The 19,517-nt window shown below is 61.7% G+C and carries 18 protein-coding genes; 15 read left to right on the forward strand and 3 right to left on the reverse strand.

Annotated features, from left to right (window positions below; translation table 11 throughout):
• Nucleotides 1-29 precede the first annotated feature (29 nt).
• Entirely contained in the window at nt 30-767 is a 738-nt protein-coding gene (gene phnF, locus AC1DTN_RS15795) for a phosphonate metabolism transcriptional regulator PhnF (RefSeq protein WP_310379826.1), read from the reverse strand.
• Nucleotides 768-918: 151 nt separating this feature from the next.
• Here phnF and phnG point away from each other — a divergent pair, with 151 nt between their 5' ends.
• From phnG to AC1DTN_RS15870, 15 genes are all read left to right on the forward strand, one after another.
• Nucleotides 919-1,395 (forward strand): phosphonate C-P lyase system protein PhnG, encoded by a 477-nt coding sequence (gene phnG, locus AC1DTN_RS15800; RefSeq protein ID WP_477921653.1) that lies wholly within the window; start codon nt 919-921, stop codon nt 1,393-1,395.
• A complete protein-coding gene (gene phnH, locus AC1DTN_RS15805; protein ID WP_113320526.1) occupies nt 1,395-2,003 on the forward strand; it encodes a phosphonate C-P lyase system protein PhnH in 609 nt (202 codons plus the stop codon). Before phnG ends, phnH begins: the two co-directional genes overlap by 1 nt.
• 4 nt (nt 2,004-2,007) lie before the next feature.
• A complete protein-coding gene (locus AC1DTN_RS15810) occupies nt 2,008-3,114 on the forward strand; it encodes a carbon-phosphorus lyase complex subunit (protein ID WP_477921654.1) in 1,107 nt (368 codons plus the stop codon).
• Nucleotides 3,111-3,986 carry an alpha-D-ribose 1-methylphosphonate 5-phosphate C-P-lyase PhnJ gene (locus tag AC1DTN_RS15815; RefSeq protein ID WP_113320524.1) on the forward strand — a complete coding sequence of 292 codons (876 nt, stop codon included), beginning with the start codon at nt 3,111-3,113 and terminating at the stop codon, nt 3,984-3,986. The genes AC1DTN_RS15810 and AC1DTN_RS15815 overlap by 4 nt, the downstream gene beginning before the upstream one ends.
• The gene (phnK, locus tag AC1DTN_RS15820; protein WP_477921656.1) at nt 3,983-4,759 is read left to right on the forward strand and encodes a phosphonate C-P lyase system protein PhnK; all 777 of its coding nucleotides are present in this window, start codon (nt 3,983-3,985) and stop codon (nt 4,757-4,759) included. Before AC1DTN_RS15815 ends, phnK begins: the two co-directional genes overlap by 4 nt.
• A 5-nt stretch (nt 4,760-4,764) precedes the next feature.
• Nucleotides 4,765-5,475 carry a phosphonate C-P lyase system protein PhnL gene (gene phnL / locus AC1DTN_RS15825; RefSeq protein ID WP_113320522.1) on the forward strand — a complete coding sequence of 237 codons (711 nt, stop codon included), beginning with the start codon at nt 4,765-4,767 and terminating at the stop codon, nt 5,473-5,475.
• Nucleotides 5,472-6,089 (forward strand): DapH/DapD/GlmU-related protein, encoded by a 618-nt coding sequence (locus AC1DTN_RS15830; RefSeq protein WP_113320521.1) that lies wholly within the window; start codon nt 5,472-5,474, stop codon nt 6,087-6,089. The genes phnL and AC1DTN_RS15830 overlap by 4 nt, the downstream gene beginning before the upstream one ends.
• 118 nt (nt 6,090-6,207) lie before the next feature.
• Nucleotides 6,208-7,053, forward strand: a complete 846-nt coding sequence (gene phnC, locus AC1DTN_RS15835) for a phosphonate ABC transporter ATP-binding protein (RefSeq protein WP_439017007.1) — start codon at nt 6,208-6,210, stop codon at nt 7,051-7,053.
• 87 nt (nt 7,054-7,140) lie between these two features.
• A complete protein-coding gene (gene phnD, locus AC1DTN_RS15840) occupies nt 7,141-8,049 on the forward strand; it encodes a phosphonate ABC transporter substrate-binding protein (protein ID WP_477921657.1) in 909 nt (302 codons plus the stop codon).
• Nucleotides 8,050-8,116: 67 nt separating this feature from the next.
• Complete coding sequence (gene phnE / locus AC1DTN_RS15845; protein ID WP_113320518.1) at nt 8,117-9,082, forward strand: phosphonate ABC transporter, permease protein PhnE; 966 nt, start codon at nt 8,117-8,119, stop codon at nt 9,080-9,082.
• 7 nt (nt 9,083-9,089) lie between these two features.
• The gene (gene phnE / locus AC1DTN_RS15850; protein WP_439017006.1) at nt 9,090-10,436 is read left to right on the forward strand and encodes a phosphonate ABC transporter, permease protein PhnE; all 1,347 of its coding nucleotides are present in this window, start codon (nt 9,090-9,092) and stop codon (nt 10,434-10,436) included.
• Between the two features lie 139 nt (nt 10,437-10,575).
• The gene (locus tag AC1DTN_RS15855) at nt 10,576-11,271 is read left to right on the forward strand and encodes a DUF1045 domain-containing protein (RefSeq protein WP_477921658.1); all 696 of its coding nucleotides are present in this window, start codon (nt 10,576-10,578) and stop codon (nt 11,269-11,271) included.
• Between the two features lie 13 nt (nt 11,272-11,284).
• Nucleotides 11,285-12,424, forward strand: coding sequence for an alpha-D-ribose 1-methylphosphonate 5-triphosphate diphosphatase (locus AC1DTN_RS15860; protein ID WP_477921659.1), 1,140 nt, complete (start codon nt 11,285-11,287; stop codon nt 12,422-12,424).
• Between the two features lie 2 nt (nt 12,425-12,426).
• On the forward strand, nt 12,427-13,020 hold the full coding sequence (phnN, locus tag AC1DTN_RS15865) for a phosphonate metabolism protein/1,5-bisphosphokinase (PRPP-forming) PhnN (RefSeq protein ID WP_477921765.1): 594 nt from the start codon (nt 12,427-12,429) through the stop codon (nt 13,018-13,020).
• A gap of 18 nt (nt 13,021-13,038) precedes the next feature.
• Entirely contained in the window at nt 13,039-13,545 is a 507-nt protein-coding gene (locus tag AC1DTN_RS15870; RefSeq protein ID WP_477921660.1) for a GrpB family protein, read from the forward strand.
• A gap of 15 nt (nt 13,546-13,560) precedes the next feature.
• Here AC1DTN_RS15870 and AC1DTN_RS15875 read toward each other — a convergent pair whose 3' ends face one another.
• Nucleotides 13,561-15,978 carry a DNA translocase FtsK gene (locus AC1DTN_RS15875; RefSeq protein WP_477921661.1) on the reverse strand — a complete coding sequence of 806 codons (2,418 nt, stop codon included), beginning with the start codon at nt 15,976-15,978 and terminating at the stop codon, nt 13,561-13,563.
• A 275-nt stretch (nt 15,979-16,253) separates the two neighbouring features.
• Nucleotides 16,254-19,253 carry a DNA polymerase I gene (gene polA, locus AC1DTN_RS15880; RefSeq protein WP_477921663.1) on the reverse strand — a complete coding sequence of 1,000 codons (3,000 nt, stop codon included), beginning with the start codon at nt 19,251-19,253 and terminating at the stop codon, nt 16,254-16,256.
• Between the last annotated feature and the right edge of the window lie 264 nt (nt 19,254-19,517).

Consider the following 19,517-nt stretch of genomic DNA (forward strand, 5'->3'; position numbering starts at 1 on the left):
GGCCGGCTCGCGCCCGGCCTTTTTCGTTTTCAGTTCTCGATGGTGAACTGGACGCGGTCTGCCGCGAAACGACTGATCGAATATTGCACCGGCACGCCGTCCAGATCGGTATTCATCGCCTTGGTGATCAGCAGCACGGCGCCCGGCGTCAGCTCCAGATCGGCGAGGTCGCCGGAATCGGCGTGGGCGGCGGTGATCTCGGTCGTGGCGCGCACATAGTCCGACAGGCCAAGTGCTGCGAAAGTCTTGGTGACGGACTCGGTCTGGCGATAGGTCTCGACGAGGCCGGGAAAACGCGCGGCCGGAAACCAGCTCGTGCCGCGCGCGACAGGCCGCCTGTCCGCATCGCGCACCGTTTCCAGCCGGATGACCGGCGTGCCCGGTTCGATGCGAAGCCAGCGGGCCACTTCGGTATTGGCCGCCTCTTCCGCGTGGCCGAGTAGGAGCGAGTGCGTCTCGCGCGCCTGGTCGCCCAGACCATCGGTAAAGCGGGTGCGGCGGCTGATCGGAAAATTCAGGCGTTCCTTGCGCTCGATCAGTGTGCCGCGGCCCTGCACCGCACGCACGATGCCTTCCTGGGCGAGCGCTGCAAGGGCGCTGCGCACCGTATGCCGGTTGACGCCGAACTGCAGCGCCAGAACGGTTTCCGGCGGCACCATGCCCGTTTCGTCATAGGCGCCGCTGCTGATCGCCTCGCGGATCCTGTCGGCGATCTGCCGCCAGAGCGCCACGCCCGTCTGCCGCTGCACCTGCTTCATGCCTGCCATTGCGCCCCTGCCAGCTCATCTTCGACCCGAATTCATCTTCAGGCTCGGCCAATTTCGGACGTGTCGTGTCACACGCTTGTCACCTCGCCGATTTAGGGATAGGTATAGCTTGTATGGTTGTCTATATCAATAGACATTTCGAGGAAAAACGATGACGGCAGCAGAGAAGACAGACGCTGCGGCGCAGATAGACAACGGACGCAAACGCACCGTTGATCTGCTCGCCCGCGCCGAGACACAGGAATTGCTGGCGGCGTGGGATGCGCTTGCCGAAAAGCCGGCGGCACAGCCGGTGCGCGGCCCGGAAACGGGTCTCGTCATGGTTCGCGGCCGCATCGGCGGCGGCGGTGCGCCCTTCAATCTCGGCGAAGTGACGGTAACACGAGCGACCGTACGTCTTGCCTCCGGCTCCGTCGGCCATGCGCAGGCGCTCGGCACCGACCGCGAGAAGGCACGGCTTTGCGCGATCTTCGATGCGCTCTGGCAGGAGGAGGCCACCAAGGGCTTCGTCGAGGACAGGCTGCTGTCGCCGATCGCAAGCCGCATTGCCGAAGAGGCCGGTCGCAAGGCCGAGGAGACGGCTGCGACCCGCGTCGATTTCTTCACCATGGTGCGGGGAGACAACTGATGAGCGCCAAGACCGATGTTCTGACCGGCGGCTTCGCCGAGCCGGTATTCGAGGCCCAGAGCGTATTCAAGATGCTGATGGACGGCATGGCCCGGCCCGGCACGATCCAGACGGTCGCGGCCGATGTGACGGCGCCCGCACCGCTCGGCATTGCCGCCGGCGCGATCGGCCTGACGCTCTGCGACCATGACACGCCCGTCTGGCTTTCGGCCGGACTTGCCAAGTCGGCGATCCCGGAATGGCTGGGCTTCCACACCGGCGCACCGCTGACGGCCGAAAAGGCCGAGGCGCGCTTCGCCTTCGTCGAAGCCGGCGCGATGCTTTCCACCTTCGGCCTGTTTGCCGCCGGCACGCAGGAATATCCCGATCGCTCCACCACGGTGGTGATCGAGCTTGCCGACCTCGAAGGCGGGCGTCGCCTGGCGCTGATGGGGCCGGGCATCCAGAGCGTGACCGAGATCGCGCCCGTCGGCCTGCCGGAAACGTTCCTGCGCCTGTGGACGGAAAACCGCGCCCTCTTCCCGCGCGGCATCGACATCGTGCTGACGGCGGGCAAGCGTTTCCTCTGCCTGCCGCGCACCACCAAGATCACAGCAACGGAGATCTGAGCTCATGTATGTTGCCGTCAAGGGTGGCGAGGCCGCCATCGCCAATGCCCACCGCCTGCTCGCTGACCGCCGGCGTGGCGACCGCTCCGTGCCGGCGATCGGCATCGAGCAGATCGTCGAACAGCTTGCTCTCGCCGTCGATCGCGTCATGGCCGAAGCCTCGCTCTACGACCGCACGCTTGCCGCACTTGCCGTGCGCCAGTCGCGCGGCGACATGATCGAGGCGATCTTCCTGCTGCGCGCCTACCGCACGACGCTGCCGCGCTTCGGCTATTCCAAGCCGCTCGACACCGCCAATATGCAGATCGAACGCCGCATCTCCGCCACCTACAAGGATCTTCCGGGCGGCCAGTTGCTTGGGCCCACCTTCGACTATACGCACCGCCTGCTCGACCCCTCGCTGCTCTCCGACGAAGCCGTGGAAGAGCCGGCGCAGCGTGAGGCGGAAGCCGGCCGCGTCATGCGCGTCTCCGAAATCCTCGGCCAGGAAGGCCTGATCGAAAACGACGGTGAACTGCCTGAGGACCACGAGACGGGCGACCTTACGCGCGAACCGATGGAATTCCCGATGGCCCGCGATCTGCGCCTGCAGGCGCTTGCGCGCGGCGACGAAGGCTTCCTGCTGGCGCTCGGTTATTCCACGCAGCGCGGCTACGGCCGCAACCACCCCTTCACCGGTGAAATCCGCATCGGCGAGGTCGAGGTGGAATTCGACGTGCCGGAACTCGGTTTTGCCGTATCGCTCGGGCCGATCCARCTCACCGAATGCCAGATGGTCAACCAGTTCAAGGGTTCGGCCAAAGCGCCGCCGCAGTTCACCCGCGGCTATGGCCTGGTCTTCGGCCAGAGCGAGCGCAAGGCCATGGCCATGTCRCTGGTGGATCGCGCATTGCGGGCTGAAGAGCTCGGCGAGGACATTACCGCGCCAGCCCAGGACGAGGAATTCGTCATTTCCCATTCCGACAATGTACAGGCGACCGGCTTCGTCGAGCACCTGAAGCTTCCGCACTATGTGGACTTCCAGGCTGAACTTGACCTCGTCCGCCGCATGCGCCGCGAATTCGAAGCCGCCCGCAACAGCGGCGAGACCCAAAAGGAGGCCGCCGAATGAGTGATCTCGCCACCTACAATTTCGCCTATCTCGACGAACAAACCAAGCGCATGATCCGCCGTGCCATCCTGAAGGCGATCGCCATCCCCGGCTATCAGGTGCCTTTCGCCTCGCGCGAAATGCCGATGCCCTATGGCTGGGGCACCGGCGGTGTGCAGGTGACGGCCGCCATCATCGGGCCTGACGACGTTCTCAAGGTCATCGACCAGGGCGCTGATGACACGACGAATGCTGTCTCCATCCGCGCCTTCTTCCAGAAGGTCGCCAATGTCGCCGTCACGACCCACACCAAGGACGCGACGATCATCCAGACGCGCCACCGTATCCCAGAGGAAAAGCTCGGAGCCGGCCAGGTTCTCGTCTACCAGGTGCCGATCCCGGAACCGCTGCGCTTCCTCGAACCGCGCGAGACCGAGACACGCAAAATGCATGCGCTTGAGGAATACGGCCTCATGCATGTGAAGCTCTACGAGGATATCGCCCGCAACGGCCGCATCGCCACGACCTATGCATATCCAGTCAAGGTCAACGGCCGCTACGTGATGGATCCCTCGCCGACGCCGAAATTCGATAATCCGAAGATGCACAAGTCGGAAGCGCTGCAGCTGTTCGGCGCCGGCCGCGAAAAGCGCATTTACGCCGTGCCGCCCTATACCGACGTCGTCAGCCTTGATTTCGAAGACCATCCCTTCGAAATCCAGCGCTTCGGCAAGCCCTGCGCGCTCTGCGGCGCAGAGGACGTCTATCTCGACGAGGTGATCCTCGACGACAAGGGCGGGCGCATGTTCGTCTGCTCCGATACCGACCATTGCGAAGACCGCCGCGCGCACGGACATGCCGGCGAAATGCTGGCCCGGGAGGCTGCAGAATGAACGATACACCGCTTCTCAAAGTCAACGACCTCTCGAAGTTCTACGGCAACCGCATCGGCTGCCGGAACGTCTCCTTCGAGCTGTGGCCCGGTGAAGTGCTCGCCATTGTCGGCGAATCCGGCTCGGGCAAGACGACGCTGCTGAACTGCATTTCCACCCGGCTGATGCCGACCACTGGCAGTGTCGAGTACCACATGCGTGACGGCACCTACCGCGACCTCTACCACATGAACGAGGCCGAGCGCCGCTTCCTGATGCGTACCGACTGGGGCTTCGTGCAYCAGAACCCGGCTGACGGGCTGCGCATGACGGTTTCTGCCGGCGCCAATGTCGGCGAACGGCTGATGGCGATCGGCGATCGCCACTACGGCAAGATCCGCTCCACCGCCCTCGACTGGCTGCAGCGCGTCGAGATCGACGCCGACCGCATCGACGACCAGCCTCGCGCCTTTTCCGGCGGCATGCGCCAGCGCCTGCAGATCGCCCGCAATCTCGTCACCGGCCCACGCCTCGTCTTCATGGATGAGCCGACCGGCGGTCTCGACGTATCAGTGCAGGCACGTCTGCTCGATCTGGTGCGCGGTCTCGTCAACGATCTCGGCCTGTCGGCCATCATCGTCACGCACGACCTCGCCGTCGCCCGCCTTCTCTCCCATCGCATGATGGTGATGAAGGACGGCTTCGTCATCGAGCAGGGTCTGACCGACCGCGTGCTCGATGACCCGCGCGAGCCTTACACCCAGCTCCTCGTTTCCTCGATCCTGCAGGTTTAAGAACCATGGCAACGCCTCTCGTCGTTTCAGAAGTCGCCAAGAGCTTCATCATGCACCTGCGCGACGGTATCAAGCTGCCAGTCGTCTCGGATGTCTCCTTCTCGGTGGCATCGGGCGAATGTGTCGTTCTCGGCGGCCCGTCGGGCATCGGCAAAAGCTCGCTGCTCAAGATGATCTACGGCAATTATGCCGTCGATACCGGCCAGATCCTCGTCAACCACAAGGGCAAGATCGTCGACCTCGCGGCCGCCGACCCGCGCACCATTCTCGACGTGCGGCGCCAGACGCTCGGCTATGTCAGCCAGTTCCTGCGCACCGTGCCGCGTGTTGCGGCGATCGACGTCGTCGCCGAACCGCTGCTTGCTCGTGGCGAAAATGCCGCCAGCGCCAGGGAAAAGGCCGCCGCCCTGCTGGAAAAACTCAACCTTCCGGAAGCGCTCTGGCAGCTGCCGCCCGCCACCTTCTCCGGCGGCGAGCAGCAGCGCGTCAACATTGCCCGCGGCTTCATCACCGATCACACGATCCTGCTGCTCGACGAGCCGACCGCCTCGCTCGACGCGAAGAACCGGGCCGTCGTCGTCGGCATGATCGAGGAAAAGAAGAAGGCCGGCGTCGCCCTGCTCGGTATCTTCCACGATGAGGAAGTGCGCGAGGCAGCCGCCGACCGCATTCTCGACGTTCAGCAATTCTCTCCGCGAAAGGCAATCGCAGCATGAGCCGCAAGCTGGGCATCGAGCCCTATTTCCATGAAACCGCCTCCGTCTCCAATTCGACCTTCGGCCGCTATACGGAAGTCTCCGAGCGCTGCCGCATCAGCGAGGCGGAGTTCGGCGACTATTCCTACATCATGCAGGACGGCTCTGTCTGGTGCGCGACGATCGGCAAGTTCGTCAACATCGCCGCCGCCGTGCGCATCAATGCCACCAACCATCCGACCTGGCGTGCGACGCTGCACCACTTCACCTATCGCGCCGTCGACTACTGGCCGGATGCCGACATGGAGACGGAATTCTTTGAATGGCGCCGCTCCAACCGCGTCGTGATCGGCAATGATGTCTGGATCGGCCACGGTGCTACGATCCTGCCCGGCGTGACGGTCGGCAACGGGGCCGTGATCGGCGCGGGCGCGGTCGTCTCGAAGGATGTCGCTCCCTACACGATCGTTGGCGGCGTGCCGGCCAAGCTCATCCGCGAGCGCTTTCCGAAAGAGGTTGGCGAGCGCATGGACGGGCTTGCCTGGTGGGACTGGGAACACGACCGGCTGCGCGAAGCACTGGCGGATTTCCGGGCGCTCGGGGCCGAAGACTTCCTTTCGCGCTACGGTGGTTGAGCCCAATTTTGCGGTGTGGGGAATTGTGACAGGACTTACACAAAACTGACATGCGAGGTTCATGAAGCGAGACTAATGCGATCCCTGACGCAAGGCTGTAATGCGAAGGAAGAGCATGATGTTCGAACTGAAGAATGTCACACGCCGGTTCGGAAAGAAGCTCGCCGTTGATTCCGTAACGCTGGACATTCCACAGGGCCAGATGGTCGGCATCATCGGCCGTTCGGGCGCCGGCAAGTCCACGCTCCTGCGCATGATCAACCGCCTGCAGGAGCCCTCCTCCGGCACTATCCATTTCGGTGGTGTCGAGGTTTCCGGCCTTCGCGGCCAGGCGTTGCGCAACTGGCAGCGCGACTGCGCGATGATCTTCCAGCAGTTCAATCTCGTGGCGCGTCTCGACGTACTGACCAACGTCATGCTTGGCCGCCTGAACCACCGCTCGACGATCCTTAGCCTCCTCAACGTCTTCAGCCGCGAAGAACGCATCCAGGCGATCGCCGCACTCGAGCGCCTCGGCATCGAACAGACGGCGCTGCAGGCCGCCGGCACGCTTTCGGGCGGCCAGCAGCAGCGCGTGGCGATCGCSCGCGCGCTGATGCAGAATCCGAAGATGGTTCTGGCCGACGAGCCGATCGCTTCGCTCGACCCCTTGAATGCAAAGATCGTCATGGATGCGCTGCGTGACATCAACGAGCGCGAAGGCATCACAGTGATCACCAATCTGCATACGCTCGATACGGCCCGCAACTACTGCGAACGCATCGTCGGCATGGCGGGTGGCCGCGTCGTCTTCGACGGCAAGCCCTCCGAACTGACCACCGAGGCCGTGAAGGAAATCTATGGCACGGACAAGGATGGCGCGGGCATCGACGAAACGATGACGTCGACAGCAATCAACATGGCTCCGGAAGGAGCCGAAAACCAATCCGCCGGCAACCAACCGCTGGCGCTGGCCGGTCTGTGAGAGGGACGGCCGCGATCGAATGCCCGCGTCAAGGGCACATTTCTTCTTAACAAAACGACCGAGCCCCGGTCATTCAGGAGAGAACCCATGTTGAAGAAAGCACTTTTTGCTGCGACGGCGATGCTGTCGCTCGCAGCCGGCGCTGCCAATGCCGCTGACCTCAAGGAATTCCGCATCGGCATTCTCGGCGGCGAAAACGAAACCGACCGCCTGCGCAACTACGCCTGCCTTGCAGACCACCTGAAACAGGAATTCGGCTTCGAGAAGGTTTCGCTCTTCCCGGCTGCTGACTACGACGGCGTTATCCAGGGTCTCCTCGGCGGCACGCTCGACTTCGCTGAACTCGGCGCTTCCGGCTACGCAGCTGTTTACATCAAGGACGCCAAGGCTGTTACGCCGATCCTGACGACGCAGCAGAAGGATGGCTCCACGGGTTACTACTCGATCGGTCTCGCTCTGAAGTCCTCCGGCATCAAGACGATCAAGGACGCCAAGGGCAAGAAGCTCGGCTACGCCGATCCGGACTCCACCTCGGGCTACCTCGTTCCGCTGACGCAGATCCCGAAGGACACGGGCATGCCGAACGACAAGTTCTTCGCTTCCACGCAGTTCAACGGCGGCCACGAGAACAACCTTCTCGCTGCTTATGATGGCAAGGTCGACGTTGCTGTTGACGACTCTTCGGGCATCGGCGATTTCAAGGACGGCTACACCTCCGGTACCTTCCGCAAGGAAGTCGACAAGGGCGCCGTCGACCCGAACAAGCTGGTTGAAGTATGGCGTTCGCCGCTGATCCCGAACGGCCCGCTCGTCGTTCGCAACGCTCTCGGCGAAGAATGGCAGAAGAAGCTCACCACCTTCTTCACCGCTCTGCCGGAGAAGGACCACAAGTGCTTCGCAGCTATCGAAGGCGGCGACTACAAGGGCTACTCCCCGGTCAAGCACGACTTCTACRACGCCGTTGTAGAAGTTCGTAAGGCTGCCATCGGCGGCTAATTGCGCCATTCGTATACGGGGCGGCCGGCAACGGCCGCCCTTTTTCTTGTGACCAGGCGAGGCGCTCATGACTATTGCCGATACACAACCGCATGTGCCGATGCAGAGCACGAAGGATATCGCCACCGCTTGGGACAAGATGATCGCCAGGCGGCGCTTCTACACCATCCTCGGTCTGGTCATCCTGTTCGCGGCCTTCGTAAGCTCCGTGCGTTTTGCCGACGAAAGCAATGCCGGTCACTTCTTCGACCGCCTTCCGCACCTTTTCGACTTCCTGAGTTGGCTGATCCCGAAGGACTGGGCCGACGTCTGGCGCGCGCTTTTCGACATAGCGAGCCCGAACGACAAGGGCGGCGAAGAATTCAACTTCTTCAAGGGCCGCGTCTACGTCTGGGGTGATTTCTATATTCCCGAATATTTCGAGCTGATGATCATCACGATCAATATCGCGCTCGTCTCGACCATCATCGCCTTCATCTTCGCGGTTCCGCTCAGCTTCTTTGCAGCGCGCAATCTGACGAAGAACTGGCCGCTGCGCATCTTTACCAAGCGCCTCATGGAATTTCTGCGCGCTTTTCCCGAGATCGTCATTGCCGGCCTGTTTTCGGCAATCCTGTCGATCGGTCCGGTAGCCGCCATCATCGCGATCACGCTCCATACGATCGGCGCACTCGGCAAGCTCTTCTACGAAGTCGCCGAGAATATCGACATGAAACCGGACGAAGGCATGAGGGCCGTCGGCGCGAACTGGATAGAGCGCGTGCGTTTCGCCGCGCTGCCGCAGGTCATGCCGAACTATGCGTCCTAYGCGCTGCTGCGCCTTGAGATCAACGTGCGCGCATCCACCATCATCGGCGCCGTCGGCGGCGGCGGTATCGGTGAAGAGCTCAAGCTCTCCATTTCCCGCGGCTTCGGCGCCAAGACCGTGGCGCTGGTGCTGTTGCTCTTCGTGACGATCGTCGCGGTCGACCAGTTCTCCGCCTGGCTGCGCCGCCGGCTCGTCGGCGAACACGCCTTCCTCCTGCAACATTGAGGCCGCCATGACGGTAATCGACGCAAACCGCATGCATGAGATCGAAACGCGCTACCCGGAATATTTCCACCGGTCCTTTCGCCAGCGTTTCGGTGGCCTGCTGATCGTTCTCGCGACGATCCTCTACGGCAGCTACGCCGTCTGGTTCTTCGACCTGCCGAAAGTCATCGCCGAAGCCCATTGGGAACGCTTCGGCATCTATATGAGTCAGTGGATCAGCTACGATGTGCAGCCGGAATTCCGTCTCGAGGATGATGGCACCATCCAGACACGTTACCCGCGCTTTTCGCCGCTTGGCGACGATCCGCATCCGGACTGGGTGAAGGCCAATGCCGATGGCAGCATCACGGTTCTCGTCAGCGGCAGCGGCCGCACGGTGACCGTCAGCAAGAGCCAGACGGTGATCACAGCCCATGGCGTCACGGTGCCGGTCGACGTTACCAGTGGCGCGCCGAAGGTTGTAGGTCCGGTTCCGAACTGGATGACGGTCTATGACGATAACGTGCTCGCCAATCTTGGCTTTGCCGGCGATGTCAGCATCTCGGTCGATCGCGTGAAGGTGCGCAAGCGCTTCATCGGCTGGGCGAACTTTGTCTTCGACACGCAGTCGCCCTTTTTCGACAAGCCGGCAAGCGAAGTCATCAGCCTCATCGTTTCCGGCCCGCGCATCCATCCCGACCAGTCGAACCTGTCACTCGCCTTCGATAGCATCTGGAACAACAGCGAATGGCAGCATGGCGACGTCTGGACCAAGCTCTTCCAGACCATTGTGATGGCCTTCCTCGGCACGCTGCTCGGCTCGCTCGCGGCCTTCCCGCTCGCCTTCATGGCGGCGCGTAACATCACGCCGAACAGGTTCCTCAATCAGGCTCTGAAACGCTCCTTTGATTTCCTGCGCTCGGTTGACATGCTGATCTGGGCCCTCTTCCTGACGCGCGCCTTCGGTCCGGGTCCGCTTGCCGGTTCCGGCGCCATCTTCCTCACGGAGACCGGCACGCTCGGAAAGCTCTATTCGGAAGGCCTTGAGAACATCGACAACAAGCCGCGTGAAGGCGTGAAATCGACAGGCGCCTCGACCGTGCTCGTTCATCGGTACGGCATCATGCCGCAGATCGTTCCTGTTATCGTCAGCCAGACGCTCTACCAGTGGGAATCAAACGTGCGCGGCGCGACGATCATCGGTGCGGTCGGCGCCGGCGGTATCGGTCTCAAGCTCTGGGAGGCCATGCGCACCAATTCCAACTGGGAAAACGTCGCCTACATGGTCATCCTGATCCTGATCGTCGTCTTCCTGTTCGACGCCGCATCGAACGCGCTGCGCCATCGCCTGATGGGCACCCAGGCCGGTCACTGAGCCCAAGTAAAAGATGATGACGGCCCTGCCGTCATCATCATTCTGTCATGGAAATCTTTTAGCCGGAGCGTGCTTGCGGTTCGCCGCCAAATCACTGCACATTGCCCTCCCCGTTCGGACGATCTCCAGGATAAAAGCCTTGCGCTACGCTCTCTATTTTTCGCCGTCCAAGGATGATCCTCTGACGGATGCGGCCTCCGTCTGGCTCGGCCGCGATGCCTTTACCGGCGAGACCTATCCTGCACCCGAATACGAGACATTGCCGGCTGGCGAACAATTCGAACTGACGGCCGATCCGCGCCGCTATGGCTTCCATGCGACGATCAAGGCGCCCTTCGAGCTTGCCTCCTCCGTGACCGAAAAGGACCTGATGGCGGTCGTCGAAGATTTCGCCGCCAACACGCCGGCCTTTGAAATCCCGGAGCTTGTGCTCGGCCAGCTTGGTCGCTTCTTCGCGCTTGTGCCGGGTTCGCTGCACCAACCACTTCAGGATTTCGCGGCAAAGGTGGTAAAGTCTTTCGAGCCGTTCCGGGCGGCACTCTCCGAGGCCGATATTATCAGGCGCAAACCGGAAAGGCTCTCTGAGAGCCAGCGCAATAATCTCATGCGCTGGGGCTATCCATATGTCATGGATGACTTCGGCTTCCACATGACGTTAACCGGCCAGGTGCCGGAAGAGCGCGCGGAAGTGATGAGGGCGATCCTGACGGAGCGTTTCGCAGCTTTTACCGGCAGGCCGCTTCGCATTTCCGGCCTTGCCGTCTTTAGCGAGGAGGCGCGCGGCGCGCCTTTCAAAGTCCACACGTGGCTGCCTCTTGCTGGCGCCAAAAGCTGAAAGATTTTCTGACATGAGCAAAGAAACCGTTCTCTCAAACGCCCGTATCGTTCTCGAGGACGATATTCTTTCGGGCTCCATTCTCATCCGTGACGGCAAGATCGCCGATATTTCGGAGGGCAATTCGGTAGCCGGCGAAGACTTTGAGGGCGACTACATCATCCCCGGCCTCGTCGAGCTGCACACGGACCATCTGGAAGGCCACTATTCGCCGCGTCCGGGCATCCGCTGGAACAAGACGGCGGCCATCCAGGCCCATGACGCGCAGATCGTCACCTCGGGCATCACCACGGTCTTCGACTGCCTGCGCATGGGTGCTGACGAAGACGGCGGTTTCGAGCACGGCGAAATGCGCGAGATGGCCGATGCCATTCAGTCCGCCGAAAAGGAAGGGCGCCTGCGCGCCGAGCATCTCATCCATCTGCGTTGCGAAGTTTCGGCCGACAACGTGCTGCAGCACTTCGCCGATTTCGAAAACGACCCTTATGTTCGTCTCGTCTCGCTGATGGACCATGCGCCCGGCCAGCGCCAGTTCCAGACAATGGACCAGTACATTTTTTACTATCAGAAGAAGCGCGGTCTTTCAGATGAGGAGTTTGCCCGCTTCTGCGCCAGACGCATCGCCGAGTCCGATCGCAATTCGACACCAAATCGCGACGCGATCTCCAAGGTCTGCGCCGAACGCGGCATCACAGTTGCGAGCCATGACGACGCCACATCTTCCCATGTCGACGAGGCGATTGAAAACGGCGTTCGCCTGGCCGAATTCCCGACCAGCATAGACGCAGCCCGGCTGTCGCATGAAAACGGCATGAGCGTTCTGATAGGCGCGCCGAACATCGTGCGCGGCAAATCGCACTCCGGCAATATCGCCGCGCGTGATCTGGCGCAGCTCGGTGTTCTCGACGTGCTTTCATCCGACTATGTGCCGCTCAGCCTGCTGCATGCGCCCTTCATCCTTGCCGACGAGGTTGAGGGCATTACGTTGTCGAAGGCAATTGCAATGGTGACGGCAACGCCAGCACGCACCGTCAGCCTCAACGATCGCGGCCGCATCGAAACCGGCCTGCGTGCCGATCTTGTCCGCGTCCACCGCTCGCATGGCGTGCCGGTGACCCGTTCCGTCTGGCGTGAAGGACGCCGTGTCGCATGATGATGTCACCCGAACCCCATCCGGGCGCCGGTGCCGAGCGCGGCATCATGGTCGTCGTCGTCGGTCCGAGCGGGGCTGGCAAGGACACGCTGATGAACCTTGCGGCCCGGCATTTCGATCGCCGGGAAGACGTGCATTTTGCCCGCCGCATCATCACCCGTGACGGCGCTGCCGGCGGAGAAGAGCATCTCGCCGTTTCGGATGCCGGATTCGCATCGATGGAGCAGGCCGGCGCCTTTGCCGTCTGGTGGGAGGCGCATGGTCTCAAATACGCCATTCCGGGAGAGGTTTCCGTAGCACTTTCCAAGGGCCACATTGTCGTTGCGAACGGTTCACGTTCGGCGCTGCACCGTTTCCAAGCCGCCTTTCCGCGGCTGAAGGTCATCAATGTGACGGCCCGCCCGGACGTGCTGGCCAGCCGCCTGGAAGCGCGCGGCCGCGAGACGCATGAGGACATCATGGCCCGCCTCGCCCGCGGCCTGCTGACGGTGCGCGGCGATTACGATGTCGTGGAGCTCGACAACAGTGACTCGCTGGAAGAGGCCGAGCGCAGGATGATCGACATCCTGGATGGTTTCCTGAAGGAAATCGTCTGAACGAGACAGGAAACGAGAATGGCCATTCGTGTCGTCGACTATAACCCGGAATGGCCGTCTCTCTTCCGTCAGATCGTCGGCGAGCTTGAGCCGTTTCTTGCCGATCTCTATCCCGTCTTTCATCACGTCGGCAGCACATCCGTCCCAGGACTGGCGGCCAAGCCGAAGATCGATCTGCATGCCGCTTTTGTGCATGCGGATGCGCTTCCCGAGGCGATCGAACGTGTGCAATCGCTCGGCGCCTACACCTTCCATGGCGACAAGTACCAGCAGCAGACCTGGACATTCACCAGCGGCAAGGGCTCGTACGGCGCGCGGCTTTATCTCTGCACGACGGATAATGCCGTGCTGCGAGACCGGATCGCTTTTCGGGACTATCTGCGCTCACATCCGGGAAGAGCAGAGGCCTATGCCGCCCTTAAGATGAAGCTCATGGGCGAGGCAAATGACGATTGGGATTATTATACCGGCGGCAAGCGTGACTTCGTGCTCGAGACGCTGCGGCTGGCCTCCGAGGAAGGATAACCAGCCGCGATCCGATTATTCGCCGTCGCCGCGCCCCGAGACAATTTCACGCTTGCCGACATGGTTTGCCGGGCCGACCAGCCCTTCCTTCTCCATGCGCTCGACGAGCGAGGCAGCGCGGTTGTAGCCGATGCCGAGGCGGCGCTGGATATAGGAGGTCGAGCACTTCTTGTCGCGCATGACGACCTTGACGGCCTGCTGGTAAAGCTCGTCGCCATCCTCGACGCCCATGGCGCTCTTGTCGAAGACGGCGCCGTCCTCTTCATCCTCGGCTTCTTCTTCCTCGCCGGCCGTGACCGTATCGAGATATTCCGGCCGGCCCTGCGTCTTCAGGTGTGCCACGACCTTTTCGACCTCCGCGTCGGAAACGAAGGGGCCGTGGACACGGGAGATGCGGCCGCCGCCCTGCATATGCAGCATGTCGCCCTGGCCGAGCAGCTGTTCAGCGCCCTGTTCGCCGAGGATCGTGCGGCTGTCGATCTTCGAGGTCACCTGGAAGGAAATGCGGGTCGGGAAGTTCGCCTTGATCGTGCCGGTAATGACATCGACCGATGGACGCTGGGTTGCCATGATGAGATGGATGCCGGCGGCACGCGCCATCTGCGCCAGACGCTGGATCGCCCCTTCGATCTYCTTGCCGRCSACCATCATCAGGTCGGCCATTTCGTCGACGATGACGACGATATAGGGCATCGGCGCGAGATCCAGCTCCTGCTGCTCCTCGATCGGCGCACCCGTCTGCCGGTCGAAGCCAACCTGGACCATGATATGGATGGTCTCGCCCTTTTCGCGGGCCTGGGAGACGCGGCCATTATAGCCGTCGATATTGCGCACGCCGAGGCGCGACATTTTGCGATACCGCTCTTCCATCTCGCGCACCGCCCATTTCAGCGCCATCACGGCTTTCTTGGGATCGGTAACGACGGGCGTCAGCAGGTGCGGAATGCCGTCATAGACGGAGAGTTCCAGCATCTTGGGATCGACCATGATGAGGCGGCACTGCTCCGGCGTCATGCGGTAGAGCAGCGAAAGGATCATCGTGTTGATGGCAACGGATTTGCCCGAGCCGGTGGTACCTGCGACGAGCAGATGCGGCATCTTGGCAAGCTCGGCGATCACGGGTTCGCCGCCGATCGTCTTGCCGAGGCCGAGCGCCAGCTTGTAGCCGCTCTTATCGAAATCGTCGCTCTCGATCATCTCGCGGAAATAGACGGTTTCACGTGTCGCATTTGGTAGTTCGATGCCGATGACGTTGCGGCCGGGAACGACAGCAACACGGGCAGACAGCGCCGACATGGAGCGGGCGATATCATCGGCAAGGCCGATGACGCGGGATGATTTTACACCCGGCGCCGGCTCAAATTCATAGAGTGTGACGACCGGGCCGGGGCGGACATGGATGATCTCGCCCTTGATGCCGAAATCTTCCAGCACGCTTTCCAAGAGGCCGGCATTCTGCTCGAGCGTTTCCTGCGACATGATCTCGCCGAGCCGCTCCGGCGGCTCCTGCAACAGGGCGCGCGACGGGAATTCGTAGCCCGATGCATCGACCTTCTCGACGATCATGCGGGCCGGACGAACCGGGGACAGTGCAGGTGCGGCGATTTCGACACGCGACGCGGGCCGGACATCCGCCGGTGCCTGGTTCGACTGAACCACAGGCGGCTGAATTACTGGTGCTTGGACTACTGGAGCCTGAGCTGCTGGAGCCTGAGCTGCTGAGGCCTGAACTATCGGAGCCTGAGCGACCGGAGTTGGGGCGACTGGAGCCTGGGCAGCACGTACAGCCGGAGGACGTGCGGGGCGGGCTGGCGCGGGTGTGACAGGCAGCTTTGCGCGCGGTGCCACCGGCGCCGGATTATGCCGGCCCGGGCGCCATTCCATGATGCGGAAGCGCGAGGTGATCGATTCGGGTTCGGCCTGCTGCAATGCGATGACCGGGGTACGCGATGGGCCGACATCCGTCTCCTCGAAGGCCATGACTTCCCAGAAGGCGAAATCCGAAATGGAGGAAAGCTCTGTTGCTGCGCGTAGCGTGGTTTCTAGGGGAACTGCGGCAACGGGCTGCGGCTGATGTTCCGGCGCGACAATCGGTTCGGCGACCTCGGGCAGATAGATATCGAAGGGCACGTTCACCGTGATCGGCGCGCGCATCTGCGGTGCTGCTAAGGGTTGCGGCGCTGCTACGGCCTGCGGGGGAGGCACAACGATTTCCTCACGACCTGGCTCTTCCGGCGCGCGGCGCTTGCTGATCAGCGTTTCCGGCGTGCGGGTGAAGCGGACGTTCGGGGCGAGCGAGAAATTGCTCTGCCAGAGTGGCGGCACCGGCTTTTCGCCTTCATATTCCACGGGTGCATTTTCCACGGGATGTTCAGCTTCAAGTCCGGAAGAGAAATCTCCGGCATCCGTCAAATTGGTTCTAGGAAAACGCATGCGACAGTTACTCACTCACGCTTGGTAAATTCTGACATCCTTCCGGATAGGAAATGAAGGTTAATAAGTTCCTTCCAGCCGTCTCGTTCCGGGACGACCAAAAAGACGAAACCTCATTGGTTTCAGAGATTTGACTCTTCAGGAAAAATCTTTGGGGTAATCTGACGAAGCGCCTAAAGCGCGACGCGATCTTTCAGATCCGCTTGCCGCACTTTAGGCTTTCCTTTTCGCATGTCGTTACCGCAAAACCGCTACACACTTTTGCGCGACATGCTTTAGTGCGCTTCGTCCCAGTTGGTGGCGGCGCGTGCGTCGACGCGAAGCGGCACACGCATTTCCAGCGCCGGCGAGGTGGCGTTTTCCATGACCGAGACGATGATCGGCATCGCCTTTTGGACATCCTCGTCTTCGACCTCGAAGATCAATTCATCGTGCACCTGCAAGAGCATGCGGGCCCGATCGGCAAGGCCGGCCTCGGCAAGCGCCGGCTCGATCTTGATCATGGCGCGGCGGATGACATCGGCGGCCGAGCCCTGGATCGGCGCATTGATGGCAGCACGTTCGTTGAAGGCGCGGACGGAAGGATTCGACGAGCGGATTTCCGGATAATTGATTCGGCGACCGAAGATCGTTTCGACATAGCCCTTGTCACGGGCCATCTGCTTGCGGCTTTCCATGTAATCGCGGATGCCGGGGAAGCGTTCGAAATATTTCTTGATGTAGTCGCCGGCTTCCGAACGCTCGATGGAAAGCTGGTTGGCAAGGCCGAAGGCGGAAATGCCGTAGATGATGCCGAAGTTGATGGCCTTGGCGCGGCGGCGCACTTCGCCCGGCATGCCCTCGACCGGCACGCCGAACATTTCGGAAGCGGTCATCGCATGGATGTCGATGCCGTCTTCGAAGGCGCGCACGAGCTGCGGGATTTCGGCGACATGGGCAAGCACGCGCAGCTCGATCTGGCTATAGTCGGCCGAGATCAGCTTGTGACCCGGCGACGAAATGAAGGCGGTGCGGATCTTGCGGCCTTCGGCGGTGCGCACCGGAATGTTCTGAAGGTTCGGCTCCGAGGAAGAAAGACGGCCTGTTGTCGTTGATGCCAGCGAATAGGAGGTGTGCACCCGCTTCGTTTCCGGATGGATGTAACCCGGAAGCGCATCCGTGTAGGTAGACTTCAGCTTGGTGAGCTGGCGCCAGTCGACGATCTTGCGGGGCAGCTCGAAGCCGGCTGCCGCCAGGTCTTCCAGCACGCTTGCCGAGGTCGACCACTGGCCGGTCTTGGTCTTGGTGCCACCGGCAAGACCCATCTTGCCGAACAGGATGTCGCCAAGCTGCTTGGGAGAGCCGATATTGAACCTCTCGCCGGCAAGCTGATAGATTTCATCCTCGTATCTGGCTGCACCCTGGGCCAGTTCGCCCGAGAGGCGCGAAAGGATCTGTCGGTCGACCGTGATGCCGCGCGCTTCCATCCGAGCCAGAACCGGCAGGAGCGGACGTTCGAGGCGCTCATAGACGCGCGTCAGCTGGGTGGCGGCAAGGCGCGGCTTCAGCACCATCCAGAGACGCAGCGTCACKTCGGCGTCTTCGGCGGCATAGTGTGTCGCGCGCTCGATATCGACGAGGTCGAAGGTAACGTTCGACTTGCCGGAGCCGGCGACATCCTTGTAGGCGATCGGCGTGTGGCCGAGGAACTTTTCCGACAGCGGGTCCATGCCATGCGCGCCGGTGCCGGCATCGAGCACGTAGGATATCAGCATCGTATCGTCGAAACTCTTCGTCTCGATGCCGTAACGCTTCATCAGCAGGTAGTCATACTTCAGGTTCTGCGCCACCTTGAGGATCGATTCATCCTCCAGCAGCGCCTTCAGCCGCGACAGCGCATCGCCCATCGGGATCTGGTTGTCGGCGAGACCGCCACCGAGCAGATCACCGACACCCGTCTTGTGGTTGATGGGCACATAGGCAGCGCGGATCCGCGTGCCGGTCGGATCGGCGGTGTTGTCGGCAATCGCCAACGAGAAACCGACGAGCTCGGCCTGCATGGCGTCGAGCGAGGTCGTTTCCGTATCGAAGGCGACGAGGCCGGTATCCCTGGCATCGGCGATCCATTGGTCGAGGGTCGCAAGGTCGCGGATCGTCACATAGGAGGAATGGTCGAACGGCAGGCTCGCAAAGGCCTCCGCACGTGCCTTGGCAAGATCCGCAGGCGCAAACGTGCCTTCGACCGCGGTCTTCGCTTTCGCGCGCGGCGGAACGGCGACGGCTTCCCCACCTATGTCAGGCACAGCGCCGGCGACAGGCTTCGGCTCCTCGGCGTCGAGATCCGGGCCATGCGCATCCGCACCCCATTCGATCTTCACGAAGGCTGGCTCGATCTCACTGGCATCGCAATTGCAGAATTCCGCGACACGACGCGTCAGCGTCGTGAACTCCATGGTCTTCAGGAAACCGATCAGCTTGGGGCCATTCTGTGGTTCCAGGACGAGCGCGTCGAGATCGAGTTCCAGCGGTACGTCGGTGCGAAGCCGCACCAGCTCGCGGGAGAGCTTTGCCTTGTCGATGTTTTCGAGAATGGTCAGGCGGCGCTTTTCCTGCTTGATCTCATGGGCACGCTCGAGAAGCGTATCGAGATCGCCATATTCAGCGAGAAGCTGGGCGGCCGTCTTCGGGCCTATGCCGGGGATGCCGGGAACATTGTCGACGGAATCGCCGGTCATCGCCTGCAGGTCGATCATCTTTTCCGGCGGCACACCCCATTTCTCGATGACATCGGGGATGCTGATCTGCTTGTCCTTCATGCTGTCGTACATGTGGACATTCGAGGTGACGAGCTGCATCAGATCCTTGTCGGAGGAGACGATCGTCACATCGGCGCCGACAGCTTCGGCCTCGCGGGCATAGGTCGCGATAATATCGTCGGCCTCGAAACCTTCCGTCTCGATGCAAGGCAGATTGAAAGCGCGCGTCGCTTCGCGGATCAGGCCGAACTGCGGCACCAGCTCTTCGGGCGGCGCCGAACGGTTCGCCTTATAGGCGTCATAGAGATCCTTGCGGAAGGTCTTCGACGAGTAGTCGAAAATGACGGCAAGATGGGTGGGCGTGGCAGCCACATCGGTACCGCGTGCATCTCTCAGCAGCTTCCAAAGCATGTTGCAGAAACCGGAGACGGCGCCGACCGGCAGGCCGTCGGATTTGCGTGTCAGCGGGGGCAAAGCGTGAAAGGCCCGGAAGATGAAACCCGAACCGTCGATAAGGAAGAGGTGATCGCCTTTTTTCATGGCAGCATGGATAGCGCGGCGGCCTTTCAAGGTCCATATAAACTTGGGTGCGCAAAAAGATTCCGCCTCACCAAACTGTTACCAATTTGTAATAGGCGGTTTTTTCTCTTTCCCTTGAAAAACCACATTCTCAATCACAAATCACACCTACCGGCGTTTGATCGCGCCGCGGGTCTGATAGCCGGCTTGTCCCCCGCCGCGTCAGGCTTGGACAAAGGCCTCATCCCCCTCTCCGGGCCTTTGTCCCCATTTTCAAGCCGCCAT

This window comes from Rhizobium sp. 01T444 (assembly GCF_056398305.1).